Below are 26,088 nucleotides of genomic sequence, written 5' to 3'. Positions count from 1 at the left end.
CATGGAAAATCCATATTTTTTTTCCATCTAATTCAAGGATTAACTTGTCAACCAATTCGAAATTTCCTAATATTAAATCTGAGTATTTACGCAAGGTTTCATCATGATTTCCAGTAATATATACTACTCGGGTTTCCATATTAGACATCTTCAAGATTTGTCTAAGCACGTTCATGTGGGAAGCCGGAAAATAGCTTTTACTAAAGTTCCACATGTCGATGATGTCACCATTCAATACAAGCGTTTTAGGATTGATGGATTTTAAGTAGTGTACTAATTCTATAGCCTGACAACCATACGTTCCTAAATGTACATCACTTATTACGACCAAAGGAATTTCTCTCTTTTTTTTCAAAATAAGTTTTTACAAACATAATCACGGTATGTTATAGAAATGTTTGGTTACTATTATTAAAATGTTTTAGTTGAAATAATCATTCGCCACAGCTAGGTTTTCATTTTGTTTTTATCCTAAAAAACAAAAAACCTGCACAGTGGCAGGTTCTTCTTATCGTTAGGTTTCTTTATAATTTATAAATAAAGCTCTCTCCCGGTTGAATGGAAAGCTTAAATTTTCCAACCCCGTTACTGATTTTCAGTTCCGATTGGCTGCTTCCATACAGTTGGTCTTTCAAAACAAAAGTGCCATCCTTTAAATTCATCTTTTTCACCACGTCTGCCGGCACAATCACCTCACAATTCACTGCCGTGTTTTGATTAAAGTTAGTTATGATAACCAATTTTTCCTTTTCATTCCAACGCACAAACGAGTACAACCCGAAATCATACCCCAAGTTTGCCCCCAGGTTCTCCTCCTGAAGCGATAGAAACTCACCCATCAAGGCATCGCTCTTAATCGTAAAGTTCAATAGACGTTTATAAAAGTCCCGCAGCTCTTTCTCTTCGGGCTTTAACTGACCGCCATCAAATTTTCCTCCGTTCATCCATCGCTGGTGGTGGGGCACTCCTACATAATCAAAAATAGAAGTCCGCGAATTTTTCCCAAATCCGGCATCAATAACACCCGGTTCACCAACTTCCTGACCAAAATAAATCATGGTGGGTGACGAACTGATAGTTGCCGAAACCACCATTAAAGGTTTCCCTTTTTTTGGGTCACCTGCAAATTGTGGACTTGCCAAACGCTGCTCGTCGTGATTGTCTAAAAAGTGTAACATATGGTGTTCAATGTCTTTCAAGTCTTCGCTAATACCAGTAATATGTTTAGGTAAACCTCTGCCTTGCACAATGTTTTTCAAGGTATCATACATTTGGACCTTGTCATACAAATAATCCATTTTACCCAATCGAAGATAGTTTCTATACTCATTTGGATTATACACTTCTGCCAGTAAAAAAGCGTTCGGATTCTTCATTTTAATGGATGAATTCATATAACTCCAAAATTCTACAGGCACCATTTCGGCCATATCAAAACGGAAGCCATCCACTCCTTTATCCATCCAATACAAGGCAATATCGCGGAATTTATTCCAAGAATCCGGTACGTCTTTCCCTTTCCAAAAAGCAGCGTGTGCTTTGAAATCCTTTTGATCAAAACCATCAGGCAATGTTGGAAAATCTTTTGAGCCATCCGGTTTAATTCCATAATTAATTTTCACGGTTTCATACCAATCGTTAATGTCCGGTTTAGCTAAGCGAGAACCATTACCGGTCCATTTTGCGGGAACTTCATCAAATTTTCCATCCGCTAATGGATGCTTTTTCCCTCCAAGTGGTTGATAATTGGCATCGGTTGGGACTTCAAATTTAGAATTCGGAATGTAATAGAAGTTGTTATCGCGTTTATATTCGACGGTTTTGTCGTCATCTGCACCAAAGTCTCTCACGCCTTTCGGGTTTGTTTTCCCTTCATACTTACGAGCAACATGATTGGGAACAATATCTATTACTACTTTTAACCCATTTTTGTGTGTGCGTGCAATCAAAGCTTCAAATTCTTCTAATCGCTTGGCTGGATTCACTGCTAAATCAGGATTCACATTGTAATAATCTTTCACTGCATAAGGAGAACCCGCACGACCTTTTACTACATCCGGGTCGTCATTGGATATACCGTACTTTGTATAATCATTGACCAATGCATGATGAGGCACTCCCGTATACCAAATATGCGTTACACCCAAATCTTTGATTTCCTGAAGAGCTTTATCAGTAAAGTCGTTGAACTTACCCACACCGTTTTCTGCCATAGTTCCCCAGGGCTTGTTGGTTGTATTTTGATTGCCGAATAAACGAGTAAATACTTGATAAACAACTACTTTTTTTGTTGCAGTTGAATCATTGGTTTGCGTCTGTGCTTGCATGTTTTTTTGTTGACAGGAAAGGGATGAAATAAGTAGTAAGCTACTTGTTAGAAAAAAGATCTTGCGAATCATAAGAGTTGTATTTTATACGTGCTAAATTTACAAAAAAATTACATTTTATTTTTAGTTTTAAATAAAATCTACTCAATAAATATTCTTTAAAAACAACCACCATTATTAGTATGATTTTTATGTGATGGTGTCCATTCTTTAGGTATTTTTTAGTTAATTTTACTTTGATTTCTTCATTCACAAATACGAACTTTATTCCATGAAAACATATTTTATTGTTGCCTTGTTATTATTTCTAAATGTGTTAGGTTTTGCACAAGAACAAAAACCAAAAGTGGGGTTAGTACTTGCCGGTGGAGGGGCCAAAGGCTTGGCACACATAGGAGTTATCAAAGTTTTGGAAGAAGCCGGGTTTGACGTTGAAGTCGTTGGTGGCACAAGCATGGGTTCCATCATTGGTGGATTATACGCAATGGGTTACGATGCAAAAACCATGGAAGAACAAGTAGCAAACATTGATTGGACGGATATTTTGAGTCAGCAACCCAACCCAAAAACCGAGCCTATACAAAATTGGGAAATGTATACGCGGTATCTACTTAAATTACCTATTACCAAAAAAGGAATTACGCTCCCTAGTGGTTTTAGCAATGGTTCGAAGGTATACCACTTGTTGTGCAATTTATCAGAAGACTTCCATGATGTGCATGATTTTAATAAGCTTCCCAGAAAGTTTTATTGTATTGCAGCGGATTATTATACCGGCGAAGAAGTGATGATTAACTCCGGTTTTTTACCGGATGCCATGCGAGCCAGTATGTCGATTCCCAGTTTTTTTACACCTATTCGCATTGGTGACAAAGTTTTGATTGACGGCGGTTGGGTGAACAATTTTCCGGTGGAACGCATGAAACAAAACCATGAGGTTGATTTTATCATAGGTGTTGATTTTCCCCAAATTGAGAACAATCCGGATGCTGAGTTGAATATGTTGGATGTTTTATTGCAATCAGGAAGTTATGTGAACACACGATACAACGAAACCAATCGAAAACTATGTAATGTTTTAATTGTGCCGGAACTTGGTACTATTTCTTCAGCTGATTTTGCAATGGCAGATACGATTGTAAAAATTGGTGAACATACCGCTAGAAAACAAATAAATCGTTTAAAATTCTTAGCCGATTCGTTGCGAATTGAACAGCGTACTTTCAAAAATCCGCTACCTGTAGGGCCTCGAAAAATTACTAAACTAACTATTGATGCACCAAAAGGATCCATTGACAGTAAAGACCGTCAAAAACTAACTACTTTTTTTATAGGGAAAGTTGAACCTAAAAATTACATGGAATTGGCCACTTATTTATATGGAACCGGAGACTATGATGCAATTTCCTATCGTATTAACAAAGACAGTTTAGGGGATGGAAAAGAATTTTTTTTAAAATTAACTCCAAAAAAAAATGACCAATCGCTCAATTTGAGTCTGAATTACACATCAGATTTTAAAGCAGCACTTCTTTTGAATTACACCTATCGCAATTTTTTATATCCGGGTTATAAATTGTCAACCGATTTGATTATTTCTGAGAGTCCGTTAATCAGTTTAAAATACCGACGTTCGATTGGAAGAGAATTTAGACCTGCAATTGATCTTACCTATTTTAATTTTGAGCAGCCTTTTTATGAAGATCAGATTGAAATTTCCACCTATAAATTTAAAACACTTTTGGCAAAAGTTTACGGTTTAAGTAATATTAACATAAATTCCAAAATAGGTATAGGAATTTCGTATCAAGACACTAAAGTAGACGGTGACTTATTTACTTTAATTGGCGAATCCGGCAGAAGCATTAGTTTGATGAACGGATTTATATTTTATAAATGGAGTACGTTCCGATCGCAATATTTTGCTACCAAAGGCATGAGTTTTGAAGCCGAAGTTAGCAGCACTTGGGACCTGAACAATTTTGAAACAGACAATCCTTTTGTATATTACCAATTCCGCTTTACACAGGGTTTCAAACCGGTAAGTAAACTTGGAATGCTCTATTCGGTATATTCGGGTGGATTATTAACAGACGAAGCTTTGTTTCCAAACAAAACCTTCGCAGGAAGTTGGGGATTGGATTATCCTTTGAATATGCAACCTTTTTACGGCTATAATCGCATGGAACTTATTGGCGACGGATTGGGGAGTGTTTCTGCAGAAGTACACTGGGAGTTTTTGCCCAATCAACATTTGAAAGCCATCGGCAATATCGGTACATTCGCTACTTTACCCGCGGTGAATTCAGATGAATGGCGAGAATTTCAATACATTGACGGATTTGGCGGTGGTTACGCCTATAAATCTCCGATTGGACCGTTACAGGTTTTAGCAGCCAAATCTACGCAAGCGAATCGAGAATGGATTTTCTATTTGTATTTTGGGTATTGGTTTTAAATTTCGTCAAGGTAATTAAAAACACCTCAGAATGGACTTCTAAAGTGTTTTAAATAACTAAACGAAAAAATTACTGATTCCCTAAAATAATGGGCATACCGTCTTTACCGGAACCAATGACAATTACTTTGGAATTAGCAGATTTAGACAATTCGATGGTTGCCTGAATGCCTTTTTCCTGTAAAATTTTATCTGTTAGCGATGCACTTAAAATTCGGTTAGCATTGGCTTTTCCTTCTGCTTCAATTCGTTGCCGTTCGGCTTCTTTTTGAGCTTTCTCTAACCGAAATTCGTATTCTAAGCTTTCCTGTTCTTGCTTCAATTTGGTTTCAATAGCCGTTTTAATGGTGGCAGGTAAAGTGACATCGCGAACCAAAATCTCATTCAACTGAATAAATTGATTGGCTAATATTTTTTGTGTTTCCGTAAAAATCTCATCTTGAATGGCATCTCTTTTGGTAGAATAGAGTTGTTCCGGAGTATATCGTCCAACCACACTTCTGGCTGCGGAACGAATGGCAGGCCGAATCACCCGTTCGATGTAATTTTCTCCCTTTTCCTGATGTAACTTTCCGGTGTTTTCATATTGTGGATGAAACCAAGCCGTTGCATCTAATTTTATTTCCAAACCATTGGATGATAACACTTGCATTTCCTCCGAAAGCTCTTGCTGGCGAACTTCGTAAATAAATACGTCATTCCAAGGTGCAACCATATGAAAACCTTCGCCTAGTGGAGGTTTCTTTGTTTCTACACCACCGCCAAATGTTCTGTAAAGTACACCAGCTTGACCGGATTCAATAGTTATCGTTGATTTAAATAGAATAATGATAAGAATTATTAAACCGATAATTAACGGAATAAGTTTGAAATTGAATGCTTTGTTCATTGTATTTTTTTTGATTTTGATAAAGATACAAAAGGAAAATCAATCTTTAAAATTCGATTTAATGATCATCTGCATTTAAATCATTTTCCTTATTTATTGCACCTTCTGAAGGTGTGGTTGCATTGGCTCTAATTTCTGTATGTCTTATTTCGCCACCACTGGTACCGGTTTGTTGTGCAAAGAAAACTGCCACAATTGCAACACCAACAGTGGCTAAAGTTGTGAATTTTGCAATAGCACTCTTTTTGTATGCTAAAAACAATGATATCAATGACATTAAACCTGTAGCATATAAAAATAAGCTAAATGTTTCAGCCAATTCTTCATGCGTTTCAATTAATTGATCAGTAACTCCGGGAAGCTTTTCAGCAATTTCCTCTGCTCCTTCTCCTGTATTCATTGAAGCAAATCCAAATGCAGCTGCAATTATAAAAAGTACAAATGCCGTGTTTTTTAATGTTTGATTTTTAAAAATTAATCCGGCAATTAAAATGCCTAGTCCAAAAATCGTCCCGATAATTGGAAAGTGGTTAACCACTAAGTGTAAATGGGCGTCGTTCATAATAGTATTGTTTAAAGGTTTAAAATTGTTTAAAGGTTTAAGATTGTTTAATTAGCTACGTCAAAAACCCCTTTGATTAAAATTTTTGAACTTGGTGTGATCCATTTATTTGGCATGATTTCTACAAACTGCTCCGATTTTTCTCCAACGGTTACAGCTACTTTATCAAAAACAAACCCGTTCTGTTCATTCACTAAAACCAACAGAAAAGTGGATTCCCCTTCAGTAATTAAAGCATCCTTTGGAACTGCAAATCCCTTTTTTGAATTCACGATAATTTCTGCTTCTACAAACATACCCGTTAATAAAAAGTGTTTCACTTTTGGATCTAATTTTCCATACACTTTGATGGTTCTGTCGTTTCCTTCAATTGACTTCCCTACTAAAACTATGTTTGCAGTAAAAGTTTCTTCTGATGCTTCGGGGACTTTAAAGCGAATGGTCTGCCCTTGTTTAACTTGCAAAATATCTTTTTCAAAAACGGCAAGATCTACTTGCAAATGATTGGTGTCCACAATCTCCAAAATTACATCTGCCGGAGCCATAAACATTCCGACAGTTGCATTCATTACTGTAAAATCACCGGAAATTGGTGCGAAAACAGTAATGACTGATGTGAAATTTCCGCGTTCTACTTGAGTTGGGTTGATATTGAGCAATAATAATTTTTCTTTCAAAAAGAGTAGATTCTTTTTCGTTTAAGATGATGTTTTGATAACCAACTTTTGCAACTGAATTCTTGATTGCCTCTTCACTTGGCATTGCTGTCATACTGCTATCAAATTTCCAAATTTTATCCATAGAAGCATAGGATATATCAAAAGCTCCGCTTGTTAATTGAGAGATTTTAATAGCTCTTTCCACTAATTCAAAAACTTCACGATCAACTTTTACGGGTTCAATTCAAGCCTTTTGATTGACTGTAGAAATTTGTGTGGTTGGAATCCAATCTGAAATCAAATTTTCAATACGTTTAACTTCAGCAATAGCTTGGTCAATATAAAGATTACCTTGCAAGGAATCCTTAGCTACAACAGTCATTTCAAACGGGCTTCCGAGCATCATTGTCTTTCTTCTGACGACATTTTGGCCTTGCATCAAAATGACGTTTAAAAAAATAAATACTAATGAAAAATGTTTCATGCTATTAGAATTTTATTGACAAACAAATCATAATCAAAAGAACATAAAAATGAAATATCCGTAAAACATCTATTGAAAACAGTCATTATTTTTGAAACGACTTAATTAAATTGACATATTCTTCCGCTGAAACATTTTTAAAGCCGGTCATTCCTCACGCTTTTCCATTTTTATCTAATAAAAGAACTAATGGAAAACTTCCGTTTTGATTATATTTTTCAGCTAATTTTTTGTTTTGTTCGGTAAGTTCCGGATTTAATTGATTTGCTTTTTTCTCAGGAAAATCAGCTTTGTAAATTACCCAATTTTTTTCAGCCTCAGTTTGGAAAACATTAGAATTAAACACATTTTTTTCAAATTTCATACAAGGAGCAAACCAATCAGAACCGGAAAAAACCAATACTATATTTTTATTTTCTTTAATGGCTTTGGATTTTGCCTCCTCAAAACTAGTTTGCCAATTTTGTGCCAATAAAATCGTATTGCTGAAAAGGAACAAAAGAAACAAAACTTTTTTCATCCGATAAATTTTTATGTAAAATTAACGGAAAAGAGAGTAAGATTTTGAATGATTAAAATTAATTAAGCGAATCTTAAGTTACAACAATCCATTGTACTTGCGAATAAACCATTCAGCCGCTAAAGACAATGCAATCAAAACCAATAACCAAATCCAATCAATAATAGGTGTTTTTTTTATCATTTCTTTTTGAATAGGTTTATAGTTATCATTGGTGATGAGCGATTTAATTAACTTCTCTACTTGATTTGTTAGAAACGTTTTCCCATTGGTTTGTGTTGCCAATTGATTTAATTTTACATAATCAGGATTAACAAATTGTTTTTCGATATCAAAATCCAACACTTCAAAAAAACCGGCATGGGAAGCTTTAGAATTATTTTCTGTTACGGTAAAAGAATAATTTCCGGCCGGCAAACCATCTAAATTTACTTTATATGAATTGGTTGATTTCAATAAATCATACGATTTGGTTTGATTGGTTGCTTTGTTTTTTACCGTAATGGATAAACGGGCCTTGTCATCAAACTCATAATTTTTATTGAAAAATTGAGCATTAATTTCGATGGCATCGCCTGAATTATAGAAATTTTCGTGTGTGACTACCAATGATTTTCTAGCGTTGTTGGAAGCTAAAAACTGAATTGTTTTATCGATAAACACATCAAATTTTTCAAAACTTTGCTGGTCGATGTGGCTTTGCAAACGCCATTTCCAACTATTTTCACCAAAAAGAAAACAAGTTCTTTTTCCTTGAATATCTATATAACTCAATAATGGTGTATTAAGTTCAACATTTAAAATTCGAGCCGTTAATAATGTTTCCATTTTTATTTTTGGCGTAATGGTCCCAAAAGCATTTTGCAAGGGTGGAAAATTTTCAAAACCTATATTTTCCGATGCAAAGAGATTAAATTGTGAGGAAAAAGTAGCCAAATAATCCTCTTGTTGTGAACTCATTTTAAAAGAAAAAGCGTCTTGCTGTTGATTTAAAAAAGTAAAATCGGTTTTAGTTCCTGTAATAATCCATGTATTCAAGTTAGCTACAACGTTTTTTTCGAAAACAGTTTTAAAGTCAGAAGTAGGCTGGTACAAAATCAATACATTAAAATCTTGTAATGAATTGATTTGATTTGGCTTAACAATAGTCACTTTACGTTGTTGATTAGTTTCAATAGCTCTTTTTAAAGCTCCAATATCAGGATGATTGATTGAGGAAATAATAGCAATTTCCGATTTTTGATCAATGACTTCTACCGCAAAATTCTTGGAATTGTTGTATTTATTTTTTTCAATTTCAAGAGATGAAATCGTTGCTTTAAAAACCTGAACACCCACTTTTTCAGCAGGTAATAAAATGGTGATTAATAGCGATTTTTGACTGGATGAAAAGCTCACATTTTGCTTGCTCAAAACTGAATTTCCTTGTGAGATAGAAAAAATAGCATTCACATTTTTCTTTCCGGAATAATTTACAAAAACTTCAACGGGAAATTTGTTTTTAAGAAAAGCGTATTTATTGACGTTAAGCTGACTGATTTTTAAATCTAAAACCGAAGTCGTATCGCCCAAAACAACAGGATAAACAGCTTTATTTTCGTCGAATGAATAAATGTAATCGCTTCCTTGGGTTTGATTTCCGTCGGAGATGATAACGGTGGGATGATTGACACTTTTGTGGATGCTTTTCAGCCCTTTTCCTACTGCATCTATTCTAGTCTGAGTCCCTTTAAAGTCAAATGTATCAGAAGCCTCCAAATCAGCAGAAAATTGATAAGACTGAATGTCAAATTTTTCTTTTAACTCAGCGTTTGAAATTATTTTTTTGTAAACCTCTAAAGCAATATCTTTTGCTTTAAATTCAGCTACAGAAGATGAATTATCAACTACAATCGGTAAAGGAATTTTGATGGTTTCGAATGATTTTCTAGTTAAAATTGGATTAATTAGTAACAACAATAATCCGAAAATTGAACTAAAACGTAAAAAAGCCAACAACCAGTTGATTTTTGAATTGGTTTTGGCTTTATAGAAATATTGAAAAAATGATACTCCTCCGGCTAATAATACTGAAAGTAAGAGTAAAAGCACAGTAGTTGTAGTCATTTATTGCTAAAGTTTAAGAGGTTAAAGGTTTAAGAGGTTAAAGGTTTAAAAGGTTAAAAGGGATTGAGGTTAAATTAGTGTTCCAAATTTTTAATTTGTGATTTGTATAAACCATCAATCAACATATTAACGTCAGCTATTTTTTCTCTTAAACTTAAATAATCATTTTCATTGATGTATTCAAAATCGTTAGAAAAATGACTTGATTTAATAATTCTAATGATGAACTATAGGCTATTTCAGAAAATCTAGCTTTTTCATTTAAAGATTGTCTTCCAGAACCTTCAGCTAAATTTGATGCGATGGAAATGGAACAACGTCTCATTTGACTTGTTAAACCAAATATTTTTTCTTTCGGAAATTGTTTTGTTGTTTTATAAATTAAAAGAGCCAATTCTCTTCCCTTTTGCCAAGCAATAAGCTTTTCAAAACTGAATGTTCTCATAAGTAGTACCTTTTAAACCTTTAAACCCTTAAACTTATAAACCTATTATGTCAACATTCCCCCATCAACATTCATCACTTGTCCGGTTACATAAGCACTCAAGTCGGAAGCTAGGAAAAGACAAGCATTGGCCACATCTTCCGGTGTTCCGCCACGTTTTAGTGGAATAGAATCTCTCCAGCCTTGTACCACTTCTTCGTTTAATTTTCCGGTCATTTCGGTTTCGATGAATCCAGGTGCGATGGCGTTGCAACGGATGTTTCGTGAACCTAATTCTAACGCAATTGACTTGGTAAAACCAATCATACCGGCTTTAGAGGCAGCATAATTCGCTTGTCCGGCATTTCCTTTTACTCCAACAACTGAACTCATGTTTATTATAGAACCTTTTCTGTTTTTCAACATGATTTTCTGAACAGCTTTGGTCATATTGAAAACCGATTTAAGGTTTATTTCAATGACTTTATCAAAATCTTCTTCAGACATTCTCATTAAAAGGTTGTCTTTCGTGATTCCGGCATTGTTGATTAAAATATCGATAGTACCGAATTCTGCCAACACATCATCGGCTAATTTTTGAGCTTCATTGAAATCGGCTGCATTTGATTTATATCCTTTGGCTTTAATTCCTAAAGCGTTTAATTCATTTTCTAATACTATTGCAGATTCAGCAGATGAACTGTAGGTAAATGCAACATTAGCTCCGTGTTGAGCAAAAACTTTCGCAATCCCGCTACCAATTCCGCGACTGGCTCCGGTGATAATGGCTACTTTTCGTTCTAATAATTTCATAGTTGAATTTGTAAATTTTGTTCAATTATATAAAAGCCAAAGATAACAATATTTTAATCTTTGAAAAAAATTAGAGGACATTTAAACTATTTCAAAAAAAAAAGGCTAAAACAATCCTTGTATTACACTTTTTAAAGAATTCATAAAGAAATAGGCAATAATTTCATAAAAAAAGGAAAAAATATAATTCTAAATTAAACCTTAATTAAATTCTATAGTCGTAGTAAGACCAAACAATACTATAGACTATGAATAAAAACATTTTCTCCTTTCTCGTATTATTTTCCTTTCTTTCTTGCCAAAATGATTCAGATACAACAATTCAGGAAGTCGATACTTATCCTGCCGTTTTAGCAGCTTTCGGGAATACAATTGATTTAACTAATTTAGCAAATTATGCAAATCAACCTGTTCCCTCCTATATCCTAAAGGATAATACTAACGGAAACACTATCTCTGATAAAGTTGCCACATTAGGACGGGTTTTATTTTATGATAAAAATCTATCTTCTAACAATACCATTTCTTGTTCAAGTTGCCATCAGCAGATAAATGCCTTTAGCGACACTTCTGTTTCCAGTTCGGGTGTAAACGGAACTACCGGTCGACATTCCATGCGATTAATAAACACTCGATTTGCCGCAGAAACTAAATTTTTCTGGGACGAAAGGGCGTTGAACTTAGAAACGCAAACGACAATGCCCATAAAAGATCATGGAGAGATGGGTTTCAGTGGTACTAATGGTGATTTACCCTTTTCAGGATTAATTACGAAACTCAGTGAACTTGACTATTATAAAGAATTATTTCAATTTGCTTATGGTTCTGAAGAAATCACTGAAAGTAAATTGCAAATAGCACTAGCTCAATTCATTCGAAGTATTCAATCCTTTGATTCAAAATATGACGCCGGAAGAGCTTTAGCTACAAATGATGTTCAACCTTTTACCAATTTTTCAGCACAAGAAAATCAAGGAAAAAATCTATTTCTTTCTCCTCCAATTTTTGATGCAACTGGCAGTCGAACCGGAGGTGGATTAGGTTGTGCCGGTTGTCATCGAGCTCCGGAATTTGACATAGACCCCAATTCCGGAAATAATGGAATTATAGGAACAATTAATGCAACAGGTATTGACATTACAAATACGCGTGCCCCATCCTTACGCGATTTAGTTAAATTGGACGGAACACCTAACGGACCAATGATGCACACTGGAGTAATAACAACATTACAAACTGCGATTGGTCATTATGGGACAATTAATTTAGCTCCGGGAAATACAAATTTAGATCCCAAATTACGCCCTAATGGTTTTGGACAACATCTAAATTTAAATGCCCAAGAAGTCAATGCTGTTATCGCTTTCTTGAAAACCTTATCGGGGTCGGATGTTTATACAAATCCAAAATGGTCGGATCCTTTTTAATGGAAAATACAACAATAGCGGTTGCGTCGTTCTATTATTAAATCGATGTTTGACATCTTTAAGTTAAAGAAAAGAAAATTTATGAAATAAAAAAAAATAAAAATTTTATTTCAATAACTGTAAGGTTGATAAAATCCATCAACCGAAATTCTCACAACCTAAACCTCATCCCCTTTTAAACTCTTAAACCTTTAAACTTTTAACCTCTTCCTAAAACATCTCAATCAACTTATTCTCCGTATTCCAATTTCGGGTTGTGGCAATTACATTTAATTTTTTTTCGATGTATTTTTGAGTCAATTTTGTATTTCCAGCACCGGTTTCTAATTTCATGTAGATTCTGTTTCTATCGATAAAGGCTTCATCGGGTTTGAATTGACTTATTTTTAATTCGTTTATCGCCGAATTGTTTAATTCTTTTGAAATAAAGGCTACATATAGTTTTTTAGTATCAACCTCTTTTTCCTTGAAAAAAGGATTGTTAGTAAGGCATTTTTCTAAGTCAGTTTTACTAATTACAATAACCGGAACATCAAAACCAAGGTGCTTAGCTATTTCCTGTTTGATGGTAAAACCAACACTTTGTGGATTTTCATCTTCCGTTTCTAAAAACACATTTCCGGATTGAACATAGGTTTCCACATTTTGAAATCCAGCATTTTCAAGGATGGTTTTTAAAGTATCCATTTTAATCATGTTGTGACCGGATACGTTGATGCCACGGAGAAGTGCGAGGTGTTTCATTGGGGTTGATTTTGATTTTTTGAGGAATTGTTTTATTTGGGAGTTGAAATTTTGTAAAACAAAGTACATTAACATCCGAAAAGTATGGTAGTCGAACAGAATTCTCATTAAATATTCCAAAAATAACCTATTTTTATCAATAATCATTAACCAAACTTTTGGTACCTATCACATACCAAATCTTACTCAAAAGAATTTGAAATTATTTATTGAATTGAAAAAAATTGTAACTTTGATTAAAATAATTGATTATGACTACAATAACCTTAAAAATAAATGAAAAAACTAAAAAAGGAAAGGCTTTTTTAGAGATGGCTCGTGCTTTTTTTGAAAACTCAAAAGAGATAGAACTTATTGAAGAAGTTGAAAGTCCTTATAATAAAGAGTTTGTTGAAAAAATCAAAAAAGCTCATGCCAGTAAAAACAGAACTCGAGTTACATCAAAAAATTTATGGGAAAGTATTTAATCGAATTGACTGACTTAGCCAAAGAACAATTACAAAAACATAAAAAAGCAGGAAATAAATCAACCATTTCAAAACTTAATAAAATTTTTAAAGATTTAGAAAATCATCCTTTTGAAGGTGTTGGAAATCCTGAAGCCTTAAAACATCAATTAAGTGGATTTTGGAGTAGAAGAATTAATCAAAAAGATAGATTAATATACTCCGTTAATGAAAATTTAGTGCTTGTAGAAGTAATTTCTGCGATGGGTCATTATAATGATAAATAATCAAAAAAGGTTCCCCCATCACAAGAAAACCTTTTTACATAATTACAAAAGCCAATTAAAAAGCCACATTCCATCTCGGCAACTTCCCATTCTCTTTTAAAAATAATTGCAAAATTTGCCCTTCAACAAAAGTTGGAATTACTTTAGTTTTGTCGTTATAGGTTTCATACCAAAACACTTTCACAGCTTCTATTTTTTCTAGTTGTAATTGCGTTTTCCAAGAATATTTTCGAGCAGTTTTAGCAAATTGATGTCCGTTTACAATTTTGTCAAATAAGCCACCATTTTTGGCTTTTAATGTTCCATCATTTTGAACCGTTCCGGTTGAACCGACCATAATTAATGTTTTATTTTCTTCTCGAATAGCATATACCAAAAAAACGCCACTGGCCTCATTTGGTGCATTACAAACTAATTCCAAGTCATCGTTTGATGAAAATTGAAAACTTCCACTATTTTTAAATTTGCTTACTTCTTTATACATTTTTATGCTTCTATTTTATATTTTAAAAAAATAAGCCCTGACTAATCAAGGCTTATTATATCTTTCTATTTTTGGATGATTATCCTAAAACTTCTTTCACTTTTTTACCAATCTCAGCCGGCGAATCAACAACGTGGATTCCGCTTTCTCTCATAATTCTTTTCTTCGCTTCGGCTGTGTCATCGGCACCACCAACAATTGCACCTGCGTGACCCATTGTTCTTCCTTTTGGAGCTGTTTCACCGGCGATAAAACCAACAACCGGTTTGCGGTTTCCGTCGGCTTTAATCCATTTGGCAGCATCGGCTTCCAATTGACCTCCGATTTCACCAATCATTACGATGCAATGTGTTTCCGGGTCATTCATCAACAATTCTACTGCTTCTTTGGTTGTAGTTCCGATGATTGGATCTCCACCGATTCCGATTGCAGTTGTAATTCCTAATCCTTGTTTTACCACTTGGTCAGCCGCTTCATACGTTAACGTTCCTGATTTTGAAACGATTCCAACATTTCCTTTTTTGAAAACGAAGCCCGGCATAATACCCACTTTCGCTTCTTCTGGAGTGATTACACCCGGACAGTTTGGACCAATTAATCGACAGTTTTTAGTTTTAATATAAGCGTATGCTTTAATCATATCTGCCACAGGAATACCTTCTGTAATGGTAATAATTACTTTAATTCCGGCATCGGCGGCTTCCATAATGGCATCGGCAGCAAAAGCGGGTGGAACAAAAATAATGGTCGTATCAGCACCGGCTTGTTCAACAGCATCTTTCACAGTGTTAAAAACCGGACGGTCTAAGTGCGTTGTTCCTCCTTTTCCAGGAGTTACGCCACCTACTACATTTGTACCATATTCAATCATTTGTGAAGCGTGAAAAGTTCCTTCGCTTCCGGTAAATCCTTGTACTATTATTTTTGAATCTTTATTGACTAAAACGCTCATGATTGTGTTTGTTTGTTTTTAATTTTTGTATTACAAAAGTAATTCTTTAGAAAAAATATAGCTTACTTTTTTTATCGTTTTTTAAATAAAGTTGCTAAATTAATATAATAATTTAAGGTAATTATGGTAATTGACTCATTTGATAACCACGAAATAATTTGCCTTCTTGAATTTCCCATATCACAAAGAAATACGCTAAACGGTTAATTTGCCCCGGATTTTCAATAGTAGTCCCAAAATGGGTATAATGAACCGACACTAAATTATCCTCAGCCAGAATTTGGTGAATTTGAACCACAAATGCTTCATATCCCACTTTCAATTCTTCTGCCAATTGAAGTATCCCTTCTCTGTCTTTTCTAATCAAGCCTTTACTACTATTCCACTCTAACGAAAAATCAGGATGTAAAAAAACATCCATTGTATTTTTGTTATACAAAGCATCGGAATTATAAAAATCTAAAACCAGCTCTTTTGCTTTCATTTTATTTTAATTTTTCTAAAATTTCAGGAATTCGTTTAATATATGCCAATTGTTTTAATTTTTCTCGTGACTCTTCAATTGGAGTTCCAAAATAAGTTTTACCACCTTCAATAGATTTTGTAACTCCGGTTTGTCCCATTACAACCGCTTTAGTTCCAATAGTTATTCCACTTGTTGTTCCTACTTGCCCCCACATTGTTACTTCATCTTCAATTACTACACAACCGGCAATTCCGGTTTGTGCAGCGATTAAGCATTTTTTTCCGATTACTGTATCATGTCCCACATGAACTTGGTTGTCAATTTTAGTTCCGGATCCAATCGTTGTATCTCCTGTAACACCTCTGTCGATAGTACACAAAGCTCCAATCCCTACATTATCTTCAATAATTACTCGGCCACAGGATATTAATTGATCAAAACCCTCCGGTCTTTTTTTATAATAAAAAGCATCGGCACCTATAATTGTTCCGGCCTGAATAATGACATTATCACCTAGTACACAATGGTCATAAATTGATACATTAGCATGAAGCAGACAATTTTTTCCAATTTTTACATGATTTCCAATAAAGCAATTGGGTTGAATTATGGTACCTTCACCAATTTGAGCCGTTGGAGCAATCGAAACATTTGAAAAAGTAAACGGTCTAAAATGATTTATCAATTTATTAAAATCACGAAACGGATCATCAGAAATCAACAATGCTTTTCCTTCCGGACATTCTACTGATTTATTAATTAAAACAATTGTTGCAGCCGATAGTAGAGCTTTATCATAATATTTGGGGTGATCTACAAAAACAATATCTCCGTGCTCAACCACATGAATTTCATTCATACCCTGAACCGGAAAATTTTCATTTCCCACAAATTCACTTCCAATAATTTGAGCTATTTCTTTGAGCGAATGAGTTTTTGAAAATTTCATAAATTTTGAAACTTATTATTGATATTGACTTTTAATTTTTGAAATTGATTTTTGAAATTATTCTTTCACACGCTCCATGTAATTTCCGGTAGCTGTATCAATTTTAATTTTATCACCTTCGTTAATGAACAAAGGAACGTTTACTGAAGCTCCAGTTTCTACTTTGGCCGGTTTTGTAGCGTTGGTAGCCGTGTTTCCTTTTACACCAGGTTCGGTATAAGTCACTTCTAAAACAATAGAAGCCGGCATATCTACCGATAAAGGTAAATCAGTTTCAGTATTAATTTGAACCATCACAAGAGTCCCTTCTTTTAATAAATCAGGAGCATCTAAAATATCTCTATTTAAAGTAATTTGTTCGAAACTTTCGGTATTCATAAAATAAAATTCACTTCCCTCTGAATATAAAAATTGGTAAGTGTGTGTTTCAACCCGAACTACATCAATTTTGTGTCCTGCAGAGAAAGTATTATCTAATACTTTTCCGTTTGTCAAACTTTTTAATTTTGTTCTCACAAAAGCGGGACCTTTACCCGGTTTTACATGAAGAAATTCAATAATTTTGTAGATGTCGTGGTTGTGCTTAATACATAATCCGTTTCTAATATCTGCCGTACTTGCCATTCTCGTTTTGTTTGTTTATTTCTATTGTTTGTTCTATAATTATCTTAATATACTCCTGTGTAACCTTTCATTACACCTCGAGAAGAATTTCTTATAAATTGTAATATTTCATCTCGCTCCGGTGAAGCAGACATTTCAGCTTCAATAATGCTGACTGCTTGCGAAGTGTTATAATTTTTTTGGTAAAGAATTCTGTATATTTCTTGAATTTCTCTGATTTTTTCTGTGGTAAATCCTCTTCTTCTTAATCCAACTGAATTAATTCCGACATAAGATAATGGTTCTTTTGCCGCTTTTGTATAAGGTGGAACGTCTTTTCTGACCAATGAACCTCCGGAAATCATGGCGTGATCACCAATATTGATAAATTGATGAACAGCTGCTAAACCTCCAATAATAGCAAAATTACCCACAGTCACGTGACCTGCTAAGGCAACACCATTAACAATAATGGCATTATCTCCAATATGACAATCATGTGCTACGTGTGCGGTTGCCATAATTAGACAATTTTTTCCAATTGTTGTTTGACCGGAAGCAATGGTTCCTCTATTAATTGTTACACATTCACGAATAGTAGAATTATCACCAATAATTGCCAATGAATCTTCTCCACCAAATTTTAAATCTTGTGGAACAGCTGAAATTACAGCTCCCGGAAAAATATTACAATTTTTTCCAATTCGGGCACCTTCCATAATAGTTACGTTGGAACCAATCCAAGTTCCTTCTCCAATAACTACATTATTATGAATGGTTGTAAACGGGTCAATAACTACATTGCGTGCAATTTTTGCTCCAGGGTGTACGTATGCTAAAGGTTGATTCATACTTAATGTATTAGTTCTTTTTTGCTATTTGAGCCATTAGCTCGGCTTCTGCAACCAATTTTCCGTTTGCATACGCATTGGCTTGCATGTGACAAATTCCTCTTCTTATTGGAGAAATTAAATCACATTTAAAAATTAACGTATCGCCCGGTAACACTTTGTGTTTGAACTTTACATTATCAATTTTCATAAAATAAGTCAGGTAATTTTCAGGATCAGGAACGGTACTTAGCACTAAAATTCCCCCTGTTTGAGCCATTGCTTCCACAATTAAAACACCCGGCATTACCGGTGCATCTGGAAAGTGACCAATGAAAAACGGTTCGTTCATGGTTACATTTTTTAAACCAACTACATGATGATCCGATAACTCAAAAATTTTGTCAACCAATAAAAATGGCGGACGGTGAGGCAACATAGCCATGATTTTGTGAATATCCATCAATGGTTCTTGATGCAAATCGTATGTAGGAACCTGATTACGTTGCTCTATTTTTATGATTTTTGCTATTTTTTTGGCAAACTGCGTATTTACAAAATGACCGGGTTTATTGGCAATTACTTTTCCTTGTATTCGAGTTCCAATCAAAGCCAAATCACCAACAACATCTAATAATTTGTGACGTGCGGCTTCATTAGGATAATGTAAAGTCAAATTATCTAAAATACCGTTTGGTTTTACTGAAATTTTATCTTTACCAAATGCAACTCTCAAGTTATCCATTGTTTCGGGAGAGATTTCTTTATCAACATACACAATGGCATTATTCAAATCTCCTCCTTTAATCAAACCATTGTTTAAAAGAGATTCTAACTCATGTAAAAAACTAAACGTTCTGGCATCAGCAATTTCCTTTTTAAAATCTGACATAGATTTTAAAGTGGCATTTTGAGTTCCTAATACTTTCGTTCCAAAATCAACCATTGTGGTAACTTGATAGGAATCACAAGGCATTACTAAAATTTCACTTCCGGTTGATTCATCTGTATATGAAATAACTTCTTTGACGACATATACTTTTCGATCGGCATCTTGTTCAACTACTTCTGCTTTTTCTAAAGCTTCCACAAAATATTTAGATGAACCATCCATAATAGGTGGCTCAGAGGCATTTAATTCTATAATTAGGTTGTCAATATCACATCCTACACAAGCGGCCAAAACATGTTCAGAAGTTTGAATTTTTACTGCATTCTTCTCTAAATTAGTTCCTCTTTGCGTATTTACCACATAATTTGCATCAGCTTCAATGATGGGATGACCTTCTAAATCTAAACGAACAAAGGTAAACCCATTATTTACGGGAGCCGGCTTAAAAGTCATGATAACTTCCTGACCGGTGTGTAATCCAACTCCTTTTAAAATTACCTCGCTTTTTATGGTTTTTTGTTTAACCGATTGTGACATATTTATTTGAATATCGTTTTTTTAAGTTCTTCTATTTCATTAACTATTTTTGGCAAATTTTTAAAATGTACGTAGGATTTACTAAAATCACCATAATTAAAAGAGGGTGAGCCTTGAACTGTTTCTCCATCTTTTAAGCTTTTTCCAATACCGGATTGGGCTTGAATTCGGACACCATCACCAATAATGAGATGGCCTACAATTCCAACTTGTCCGCCGATCATACAATTTTTTCCAATTTTTGTAGAACCTGCAATTCCTGTTTGAGCAGCAATAACGGTATTTTCTCCAATTTCTACATTATGAGCAACTTGAATTTGGTTATCTAATTTTACTCCTTTTCTAATTATTGTTGAACCTAACGTAGCTCTGTCTATGGTAGAACAAGAACCTATTTCGACATTATCTTCAATAATTACATTTCCAATTTGTGGCACTTTTTCATAGGTCCCGTCTTCTTGAGGAGCAAAACCAAAACCATCAGAACCTACAATTGTTCCTGAATGAATCGTGCAATTATTGCCGATTTCAGTTTCAGAATATATTCTGGCTCCTGCAAAAAATACACAATTATCACCAATAGAAACATTGTCACCAATAAAACTGTTCGGGTAAATTTTTACATTGTTTCCGATTTTTACATTTTTACCAATGTAACAAAAACTTCCTAAATATAATCCCTCACCATAAGTCACACCATCAGAAATTACAGAAGGTTGTTCTATGCCTGATTTCATTAATTTTACCTGATTATAGTATTCCAATAATTTTGAAAATGATTTATAAGCATCCTCCACTTTGATTAAGGTGGCGGAAATTTCAAATTCAGGTTCAAATGATTTATTTACAATAGCAATAGAAGCTTGTGTAGAATAAATGAAGTTAACATACTTTGGATTGGCTAAAAAAGTAAGAGAACCGGCAGATCCTTCTTCAATTTTGGATAATTTATTGACTTCAACATTGGGATTTCCAACGACTTCGCCTTCTAAAATGGATGCTATTTGAGTTGCAGTAAATTTCATTCCGACAAAAATATAAAAAACTACCTATTATTTGTTATTTTTCTATGAGTACTTTTGGAAAACAGCTATAGTATTTGGTTACAGGTTTTGAAAATGCTCTGGAATTTAATTGATCTGATGATTCTACAACATCTTCCACCGTTTTATCCTTTTTTAAAATCTGAATCGGTTCAATTACTTTGTTGTATCCTAACGTTTTTATTTTACCTTTAAATACAAAATAGTCTGTTTCTGCTAATGAAATAGGATAATATTCCAAAAGTTTATGTTTGTAAAGCTTAATTTCTTCTTTATCAAATTTTTCATTACTCACTTTAATTTTGAGTAAATCACGATTAATAATCATTTTACTTAATGAACTTAATATAAAATCAGGTTGATATTGCCAAGCCTTCAAAGCACTCACTATATCAAAATCGTCTAACTGAGCGAATTTATCTAAAATTATGGCATCAAAATCAGCAAAATCAACTTTATTTTGTAAAAAAAACTGGAATGGTTCACTACATACTAAAACCGTTCCTTTCTGTGTGAGTTCTTTCGCTCTTTTTAATGTTCTGGTCAGAATGAGTTCTGCAACCAAACTGGTTTTATGTAAATAAGCCTGCCAATACATTAATCGTCTGGCCATCAGAAACTTTTCGATAGAATAAATAGCTTTTTCTTCCATTACTAAAACATCATCAACCACATGAAGCATTTGAATCAAACGATCAGAATTGATATTTCCTTCCGCCACTCCTGAATAAAAGCTATCGCGTTTCAAATAGTCCATTCTATCCATATCTAATTGACTGGAAATAAGTTGCAACATAAATTTACGATGATATTCTCCTTTAAAAATTTGGATTGCTAAACTTAATTTTCCATCAAAGGCTCTATTCAATTGATTCATAAAAAGCAATGAAATTTCTTCATGGTGCACATTTTCTACAATACTTTGCTCCATCGCATGGGAAAAGGGGCCATGGCCTATATCATGAAGCAAAATGGCTACATAAAGAGCATTTTCTTCCTCTTTAGAAATTAAAATTTCTTTAAACCGCAAAACTTCTACCGCTTTTTGCATCAAATGCATCGCACCTAAAGCATGGTGAAAACGTGTATGATTTGCTCCCGGGTAAACTAAATAGGACAATCCCATTTGAGTGATTCGCCGTAATCGTTGAAAATAAGGATGCTGAATCAAATCAAAAACCAATTCATTTGGAATGGTGATAAAACCGTAAATGGGGTCGTTAAAAATTTTTAGTTTATTCGTTTGGCTCACTTAGATAACAATTAAGACAACAAATATACTGAATTTTAAGATTGTGAAATTCACTAAACATTTACAATAACTTTAATACTTCCTGCGTTCGATAATTGTTAAATTGCACCTTTAAAAAAAAACCATTTTATGGACAAAATAAAAATTCTTTGGGTCGACGATGAAATTGATTTGCTCAAACCTCATATTCTTTTTTTAGAAACTAAAAACTACGCTGTTACAACCTGCAATAATGGTCGGGATGCTATAGATAATTTTGAAGAAAATCAATTTGATATCGTTTTTTTAGATGAAAATATGCCCGGAATGAGTGGATTGGAAACCCTTTCAGAAATGAAAGAAAAAAAATCAGCCGTTCCTATTATTATGATTACTAAAAGTGAAGAAGAAAGCATAATGGAAGAAGCCATCGGTTCTAAAATTGCCGATTATTTAATAAAACCGGTGAATCCAAATCAAATTTTGTTGGCTTTAAAGAAAAACTTAGACCATTCCAGACTAATCTCTGAAAAAACTACTTTAGACTACCAAAAAGAGTTTAGGAAAATAGCCATGGATTTAGCCATGGTAAATTCATTTGAAGATTGGATCGAATTATATAAAAAATTGATTTTTTGGGAAATTGAATTAGAAAACATTGAAGACCAAGGACTGATTTCTATATTAGAATCACAAAAAACAGAAGCCAATAGTCAATTTGGTAAATTTATTGAGAAAAATTATGAAAAATGTTTTGAAGATAAAGCCGATAAGCCGATTTTGTCTCACAAATTATTCAGAGAAGGTGTTGTTCCTGAACTCGTTAAAAAAGACAAGCCTATTCTTTTTGTAGTGATTGACAACCTTCGATATGACCAATGGAAGGCCTTTGAAAGTGTTGTGAACAACCATTATAAATTAGAAAAAGAAATGGCTTATTTTGCTATGCTTCCTACCGCAACTCAATATGCCAGAAATGCTATTTTCTCTGGATTAACACCTCTAGAAATGGAAAAACAATTTCCACAATATTGGCTTAATGACGTTGATGATGGTGGTAAAAATTTGTTTGAAGGTGAATTTTTAGCCGCTCAATTGAAACGATTAGGTTTGAATATAAAAAGTGAATATTACAAAATTACAAATTCCAGAGACGGAAAAAAACTAGTCGACAATTTTAAAGGTTTAAAAAATAATGATTTAACAACCATTGTATACAATTTTGTAGACATGCTTTCACATGCTAAAACTGAAATGGATGTTGTAAAAGAATTGGCCTCAAACGACAAAGCCTATCGTTCCTTGACTTTAAGTTGGTTTAAAAATTCTCCTTTACTCGAAATGATTCAATTAGCACAACAAATGGGTTTCAAATTGATTTTGACTACTGACCACGGAACAATTAATGTAAAAAATCCTTCGAAAGTAATTGGTGACAAAAACACAAGTTTAAACCTTCGATACAAAACCGGTAGAAGTTTAACTTATGAAGAAAAAGATGTTTATGCTGTAAAAGACCCAAAAAAAATAGGTTTACCAACCATTAATATGAGCAGTTCGTTTATTTTTGCAAAAAATGATTTGTTCTTAGCTTATGTCAATAATTACAATCATTATGTGAGTTATTACAGAAATTCCTATCAACATGGAGGGATTTCTTTGGAAGAGATGATTGTGCCATTTTTGGTTTTTAATCCTAAATAAGTTGGCTATTTTCGTTTTACCGTTGGCAAGGTGATATATTTTAAAAGCAAATTACTATTTTGCAGACTATTTTAATTTGGAATAATATAATGGAATTTATTTATAATTTGAACGAAATTGAAACAATTGCTCAACAAGTAATTGATCAAAATCCTCAAAAAGTCATTCTTTTTAACGGTTTAATGGGCGTTGGAAAAACAACTTTTATCAAAGCTTTATCAAAAAGACTGGGTGTTGAAAATCCAACTTCAAGTCCCACTTTTTCCTTAGTAAATGAATACCAAGCAAAAGAGGGTTTGGTGTACCATTTTGATGTTTATCGTTTAAAAAATGAAATGGAAGCACTCGATTTTGGAATTGAAGATTATCTTTATTCTGGTAATTGGTGTTTTATCGAATGGGCAGAAAAAATACCAAATCTTATACCGGAGAAACACAATGTCATTACTATAGAAATTTTGGATTACGGTAATAGAAAATTAATTTTAGACTAATTTTTGTTTTTTACCATAAAGCCATGTGCTTTTTTTGATTCAACTTTTTTGATAAGAAGAACTTATATGACTACTATTTTTTTAAAAAATTATTATTCAATAAAAAATAACTCTTTTTAATTCCAAAATTTTTCCTAAATTAGAACATTATTTCAAACCTAATTTATGCCTCTGACTCCCTTCTCCAAGCAACAATTACTTCCGCAGGAAGAAAAGTTGGAAATTGCCCGACATAAAAGTGAATTGTTTATTGGCATTCCAAAAGAAACCTCCTACCAAGAACGCAGAATTTGTTTGACTCCTGATGCCGTAAATTCATTAGTTTCTCATGGACATCGTGTTCTATTAGAAGCCGGAGCCGGAGAAAGTGCCAGTTATTCTGATAAAGAATACAGTGATGCCGGTGCTGAAATTACGCAAGACCCAAAAAAAGTTTTCAGCTGTCCGATGATTCTTAAAGTCGAACCTCTTACTTCCGCAGAAATAGAAATGATAAATATGAATACTATTGTCATTTCAGCTATACAATTAAAAACTAGAAAAAAGGAATATTTCGAAAAATTAGCCAAAAAAAAAATCACAGCTTTTGCTTTTGAATTCATTAAAGATGATGATGGTTCCTACCCTGCTGTAAAATCTTTAAGTGAAATTGCCGGTACTGCTGCCGTCTTAATTGCTGCCGAGTTAATGATTAACAATCAATTTGGAAAAGGGTTACTTTTTGGAAATATTACTGGGGTTGCTCCTACCGATGTTGTGATAATTGGAGCGGGTACTGTGGGTGAATTTGCTGCTAAAACGGCCATTGGATTAGGGGCAAATGTCAAAGTTTTTGATAATTCAATTACAAAATTGAGACGTTTACAAAATAATTTAAAACAACCGATTTTTACTTCAACCATACAACCAAAATCCTTATTAAAAGCTCTTCGTCGTTGTGATGTTGCAATTGGTGCTATTCGAGGACAAAACAGAACACCTGTTGTGGTTACTGAAACTATGGTGGAACACATGAAAAAAGGTGCCGTAATTGTTGACGTAAGTATCGATACCGGTGGATGTTTCGAGACTTCTGAAATAACTACCCATGAAAAACCTACCTTTATCAAAAATAATGTAGTGCATTATTGTGTTCCGAATATTCCCTCACGTTATTCTAAAACAGCTTCTTTATCAATAAGCAATATTTTAACGCCCTATTTAATCCAAATTGCTGAAGATGGTGGAGTAGAAAGTGCGATTCGATGTAATCGTGGCTTGAAAAACGGTTTATATTTTTACCATGGTATTTTAACCAATAAATCCATTGGTGATTGGTTTGATTTACCAAATAGTGATATCAATTTGATTGTGTTTTAGGGTTTTGTTCGTACTTTTGCACCGTTAAAATTCTTTCCTAATGAAGTTCTACCAACGTTTCGCTTTTTTTCTTTTCGGATTATTAATTGGAATCATTTTCTTGATTTATTTTTTAGGAGCTAAAGCAAAATCCAGAGGGGTGACTTTTTGTTATTTGCCCAATTGTAGGGTTTTAAAAGAAATTAGAAGTAAGCCTTTTTTCTATTCTGAAAAATCATCAAAAGTTTTAGCGGAAAGTTGGATTGATACGGTAGACATCAAAAACACGTTGACTTATGGTGAGGTCGATTTTAGTAAAAGTAATATCAAAGAAGGTGCTGCCAAATTATATATCATCGAAGGCAAGACTATAAATCAAGTTCCGGTTACTTTAGAGGTATTAAACTACGAATCTAAAG

The 26,088-nt window shown here is 33.7% G+C and carries 29 protein-coding genes; 8 read left to right on the top strand and 21 right to left on the bottom strand.

Translation table 11 applies throughout. The features are described 5' to 3' along the window. Together ACIQ2Z_RS09680 and ACIQ2Z_RS09675 are read right to left on the bottom strand one after the other, a co-directional pair. A partial coding sequence (locus tag ACIQ2Z_RS09680; RefSeq protein WP_396183942.1) for a UDP-2,3-diacylglucosamine diphosphatase occupies positions 1-355 on the bottom strand: 355 nt, incomplete at its 3' end. A 169-nt stretch (positions 356-524) separates the two neighbouring features. Then, positions 525-2,327 carry an alpha-amylase family protein gene (locus tag ACIQ2Z_RS09675; RefSeq protein WP_396183941.1) on the bottom strand — a complete coding sequence of 601 codons (1,803 nt, stop codon included), beginning with the start codon at positions 2,325-2,327 and terminating at the stop codon, positions 525-527. Between the two features lie 271 nt (positions 2,328-2,598). On the opposite strand from ACIQ2Z_RS09675, the gene ACIQ2Z_RS09670 reads away from it, so the two are divergent. Next, entirely contained in the window at positions 2,599-4,785 is a 2,187-nt protein-coding gene (locus tag ACIQ2Z_RS09670) for a patatin-like phospholipase family protein (protein WP_396183940.1), read from the top strand. Between the two features lie 70 nt (positions 4,786-4,855). Here ACIQ2Z_RS09670 and ACIQ2Z_RS09665 read toward each other — a convergent pair whose 3' ends face one another. The 9 genes from ACIQ2Z_RS09665 to fabG all read right to left on the bottom strand — a co-directional run bounded on the left by ACIQ2Z_RS09665 (position 4,856) and on the right by fabG (position 11,242). Beyond that, complete coding sequence (locus ACIQ2Z_RS09665) at positions 4,856-5,674, bottom strand: prohibitin family protein (protein WP_396183939.1); 819 nt, start codon at positions 5,672-5,674, stop codon at positions 4,856-4,858. Between the two features lie 58 nt (positions 5,675-5,732). After that, complete coding sequence (locus ACIQ2Z_RS09660; RefSeq protein WP_396183938.1) at positions 5,733-6,236, bottom strand: hypothetical protein; 504 nt, start codon at positions 6,234-6,236, stop codon at positions 5,733-5,735. Positions 6,237-6,283: 47 nt separating this feature from the next. Then, a complete protein-coding gene (locus tag ACIQ2Z_RS09655) occupies positions 6,284-6,913 on the bottom strand; it encodes an efflux RND transporter periplasmic adaptor subunit (RefSeq protein ID WP_396183937.1) in 630 nt (209 codons plus the stop codon). Then, positions 6,816-7,100 (bottom strand): FAD:protein FMN transferase, encoded by a 285-nt coding sequence (locus ACIQ2Z_RS09650; RefSeq protein ID WP_396183936.1) that lies wholly within the window; start codon positions 7,098-7,100, stop codon positions 6,816-6,818. Before ACIQ2Z_RS09650 ends, ACIQ2Z_RS09655 begins: the two co-directional genes overlap by 98 nt. A 39-nt stretch (positions 7,101-7,139) precedes the next feature. Continuing rightward, complete coding sequence (locus ACIQ2Z_RS09645) at positions 7,140-7,379, bottom strand: hypothetical protein (protein ID WP_396183935.1); 240 nt, start codon at positions 7,377-7,379, stop codon at positions 7,140-7,142. Positions 7,380-7,533: 154 nt separating this feature from the next. Continuing rightward, positions 7,534-7,899: a thioredoxin family protein gene (locus ACIQ2Z_RS09640; protein ID WP_396173647.1), complete on the bottom strand. Its 366-nt coding sequence runs from the start codon at positions 7,897-7,899 to the stop codon at positions 7,534-7,536. A 78-nt stretch (positions 7,900-7,977) separates the two neighbouring features. Further along, entirely contained in the window at positions 7,978-10,005 is a 2,028-nt protein-coding gene (locus ACIQ2Z_RS09635; protein WP_396183934.1) for a hypothetical protein, read from the bottom strand. A gap of 154 nt (positions 10,006-10,159) precedes the next feature. Further along, positions 10,160-10,450, bottom strand: coding sequence for a four helix bundle protein (locus tag ACIQ2Z_RS09630; protein WP_396183933.1), 291 nt, complete (start codon positions 10,448-10,450; stop codon positions 10,160-10,162). Positions 10,451-10,495: 45 nt separating this feature from the next. Then, the gene (fabG, locus tag ACIQ2Z_RS09625) at positions 10,496-11,242 is read right to left on the bottom strand and encodes a 3-oxoacyl-[acyl-carrier-protein] reductase (RefSeq protein ID WP_396183932.1); all 747 of its coding nucleotides are present in this window, start codon (positions 11,240-11,242) and stop codon (positions 10,496-10,498) included. Between the two features lie 248 nt (positions 11,243-11,490). Between fabG and ACIQ2Z_RS09620 the strand changes: the two genes are divergently transcribed. Then, a complete protein-coding gene (locus tag ACIQ2Z_RS09620; protein WP_396183931.1) occupies positions 11,491-12,669 on the top strand; it encodes a cytochrome-c peroxidase in 1,179 nt (392 codons plus the stop codon). Positions 12,670-12,879: 210 nt separating this feature from the next. Here the strand turns inward: ACIQ2Z_RS09620 and ACIQ2Z_RS09615 are convergent, their stop codons facing one another. Next, positions 12,880-13,413, bottom strand: a complete 534-nt coding sequence (locus ACIQ2Z_RS09615) for a DUF1697 domain-containing protein (protein WP_396183930.1) — start codon at positions 13,411-13,413, stop codon at positions 12,880-12,882. 251 nt (positions 13,414-13,664) lie between these two features. On the opposite strand from ACIQ2Z_RS09615, the gene ACIQ2Z_RS09610 reads away from it, so the two are divergent. Next, on the top strand, positions 13,665-13,880 hold the full coding sequence (locus ACIQ2Z_RS09610) for a DUF2683 family protein (protein WP_396183929.1): 216 nt from the start codon (positions 13,665-13,667) through the stop codon (positions 13,878-13,880). After that, complete coding sequence (locus tag ACIQ2Z_RS09605; RefSeq protein ID WP_396183928.1) at positions 13,865-14,146, top strand: Txe/YoeB family addiction module toxin; 282 nt, start codon at positions 13,865-13,867, stop codon at positions 14,144-14,146. The genes ACIQ2Z_RS09610 and ACIQ2Z_RS09605 overlap by 16 nt, the downstream gene beginning before the upstream one ends. A gap of 55 nt (positions 14,147-14,201) precedes the next feature. Here the strand turns inward: ACIQ2Z_RS09605 and ACIQ2Z_RS09600 are convergent, their stop codons facing one another. From ACIQ2Z_RS09600 to ACIQ2Z_RS09560, 9 genes are all read right to left on the bottom strand, one after another. Next, positions 14,202-14,630, bottom strand: a complete 429-nt coding sequence (locus ACIQ2Z_RS09600) for a hypothetical protein (RefSeq protein ID WP_396183927.1) — start codon at positions 14,628-14,630, stop codon at positions 14,202-14,204. Positions 14,631-14,709: 79 nt separating this feature from the next. Continuing rightward, positions 14,710-15,582, bottom strand: coding sequence for a succinate--CoA ligase subunit alpha (sucD, locus tag ACIQ2Z_RS09595; protein WP_396183926.1), 873 nt, complete (start codon positions 15,580-15,582; stop codon positions 14,710-14,712). 121 nt (positions 15,583-15,703) lie between these two features. Further along, entirely contained in the window at positions 15,704-16,066 is a 363-nt protein-coding gene (locus ACIQ2Z_RS09590) for a nuclear transport factor 2 family protein (RefSeq protein ID WP_396183925.1), read from the bottom strand. A 1-nt stretch (position 16,067) separates the two neighbouring features. Continuing rightward, the gene (locus tag ACIQ2Z_RS09585; protein WP_396183924.1) at positions 16,068-16,997 is read right to left on the bottom strand and encodes a UDP-3-O-(3-hydroxymyristoyl)glucosamine N-acyltransferase; all 930 of its coding nucleotides are present in this window, start codon (positions 16,995-16,997) and stop codon (positions 16,068-16,070) included. Between the two features lie 57 nt (positions 16,998-17,054). Next, on the bottom strand, positions 17,055-17,621 hold the full coding sequence (efp, locus tag ACIQ2Z_RS09580; protein ID WP_396183923.1) for an elongation factor P: 567 nt from the start codon (positions 17,619-17,621) through the stop codon (positions 17,055-17,057). Between the two features lie 44 nt (positions 17,622-17,665). After that, positions 17,666-18,451 carry an acyl-ACP--UDP-N-acetylglucosamine O-acyltransferase gene (lpxA, locus tag ACIQ2Z_RS09575; RefSeq protein ID WP_290860566.1) on the bottom strand — a complete coding sequence of 262 codons (786 nt, stop codon included), beginning with the start codon at positions 18,449-18,451 and terminating at the stop codon, positions 17,666-17,668. 10 nt (positions 18,452-18,461) lie between these two features. Next, a complete protein-coding gene (locus ACIQ2Z_RS09570) occupies positions 18,462-19,859 on the bottom strand; it encodes a bifunctional UDP-3-O-[3-hydroxymyristoyl] N-acetylglucosamine deacetylase/3-hydroxyacyl-ACP dehydratase (RefSeq protein WP_396183922.1) in 1,398 nt (465 codons plus the stop codon). A 2-nt stretch (positions 19,860-19,861) separates the two neighbouring features. Further along, entirely contained in the window at positions 19,862-20,884 is a 1,023-nt protein-coding gene (lpxD, locus tag ACIQ2Z_RS09565) for a UDP-3-O-(3-hydroxymyristoyl)glucosamine N-acyltransferase (protein WP_396183921.1), read from the bottom strand. A gap of 34 nt (positions 20,885-20,918) precedes the next feature. Next, positions 20,919-22,154 (bottom strand): HD domain-containing protein, encoded by a 1,236-nt coding sequence (locus tag ACIQ2Z_RS09560; protein WP_396183920.1) that lies wholly within the window; start codon positions 22,152-22,154, stop codon positions 20,919-20,921. Between the two features lie 129 nt (positions 22,155-22,283). Here ACIQ2Z_RS09560 and ACIQ2Z_RS09555 point away from each other — a divergent pair, with 129 nt between their 5' ends. The 4 genes from ACIQ2Z_RS09555 to ACIQ2Z_RS09540 all read left to right on the top strand — a co-directional run. Next, on the top strand, positions 22,284-23,837 hold the full coding sequence (locus tag ACIQ2Z_RS09555; protein WP_396183919.1) for a PglZ domain-containing protein: 1,554 nt from the start codon (positions 22,284-22,286) through the stop codon (positions 23,835-23,837). Between the two features lie 89 nt (positions 23,838-23,926). Continuing rightward, on the top strand, positions 23,927-24,331 hold the full coding sequence (gene tsaE / locus ACIQ2Z_RS09550) for a tRNA (adenosine(37)-N6)-threonylcarbamoyltransferase complex ATPase subunit type 1 TsaE (RefSeq protein ID WP_396183918.1): 405 nt from the start codon (positions 23,927-23,929) through the stop codon (positions 24,329-24,331). A gap of 165 nt (positions 24,332-24,496) precedes the next feature. Beyond that, positions 24,497-25,690: an alanine dehydrogenase gene (locus ACIQ2Z_RS09545; RefSeq protein ID WP_396183917.1), complete on the top strand. Its 1,194-nt coding sequence runs from the start codon at positions 24,497-24,499 to the stop codon at positions 25,688-25,690. A 40-nt stretch (positions 25,691-25,730) separates the two neighbouring features. After that, positions 25,731-26,088 (top strand): DUF4258 domain-containing protein (locus ACIQ2Z_RS09540; protein WP_396183916.1); only part of this gene is annotated, 358 nt, incomplete at its 3' end.

This window comes from Flavobacterium sp. (genome assembly GCF_044361015.1).
Taxonomy (GTDB): domain Bacteria; phylum Bacteroidota; class Bacteroidia; order Flavobacteriales; family Flavobacteriaceae; genus Flavobacterium.
This window is presented reverse-complemented; position numbering and strand designations above follow the sequence as displayed.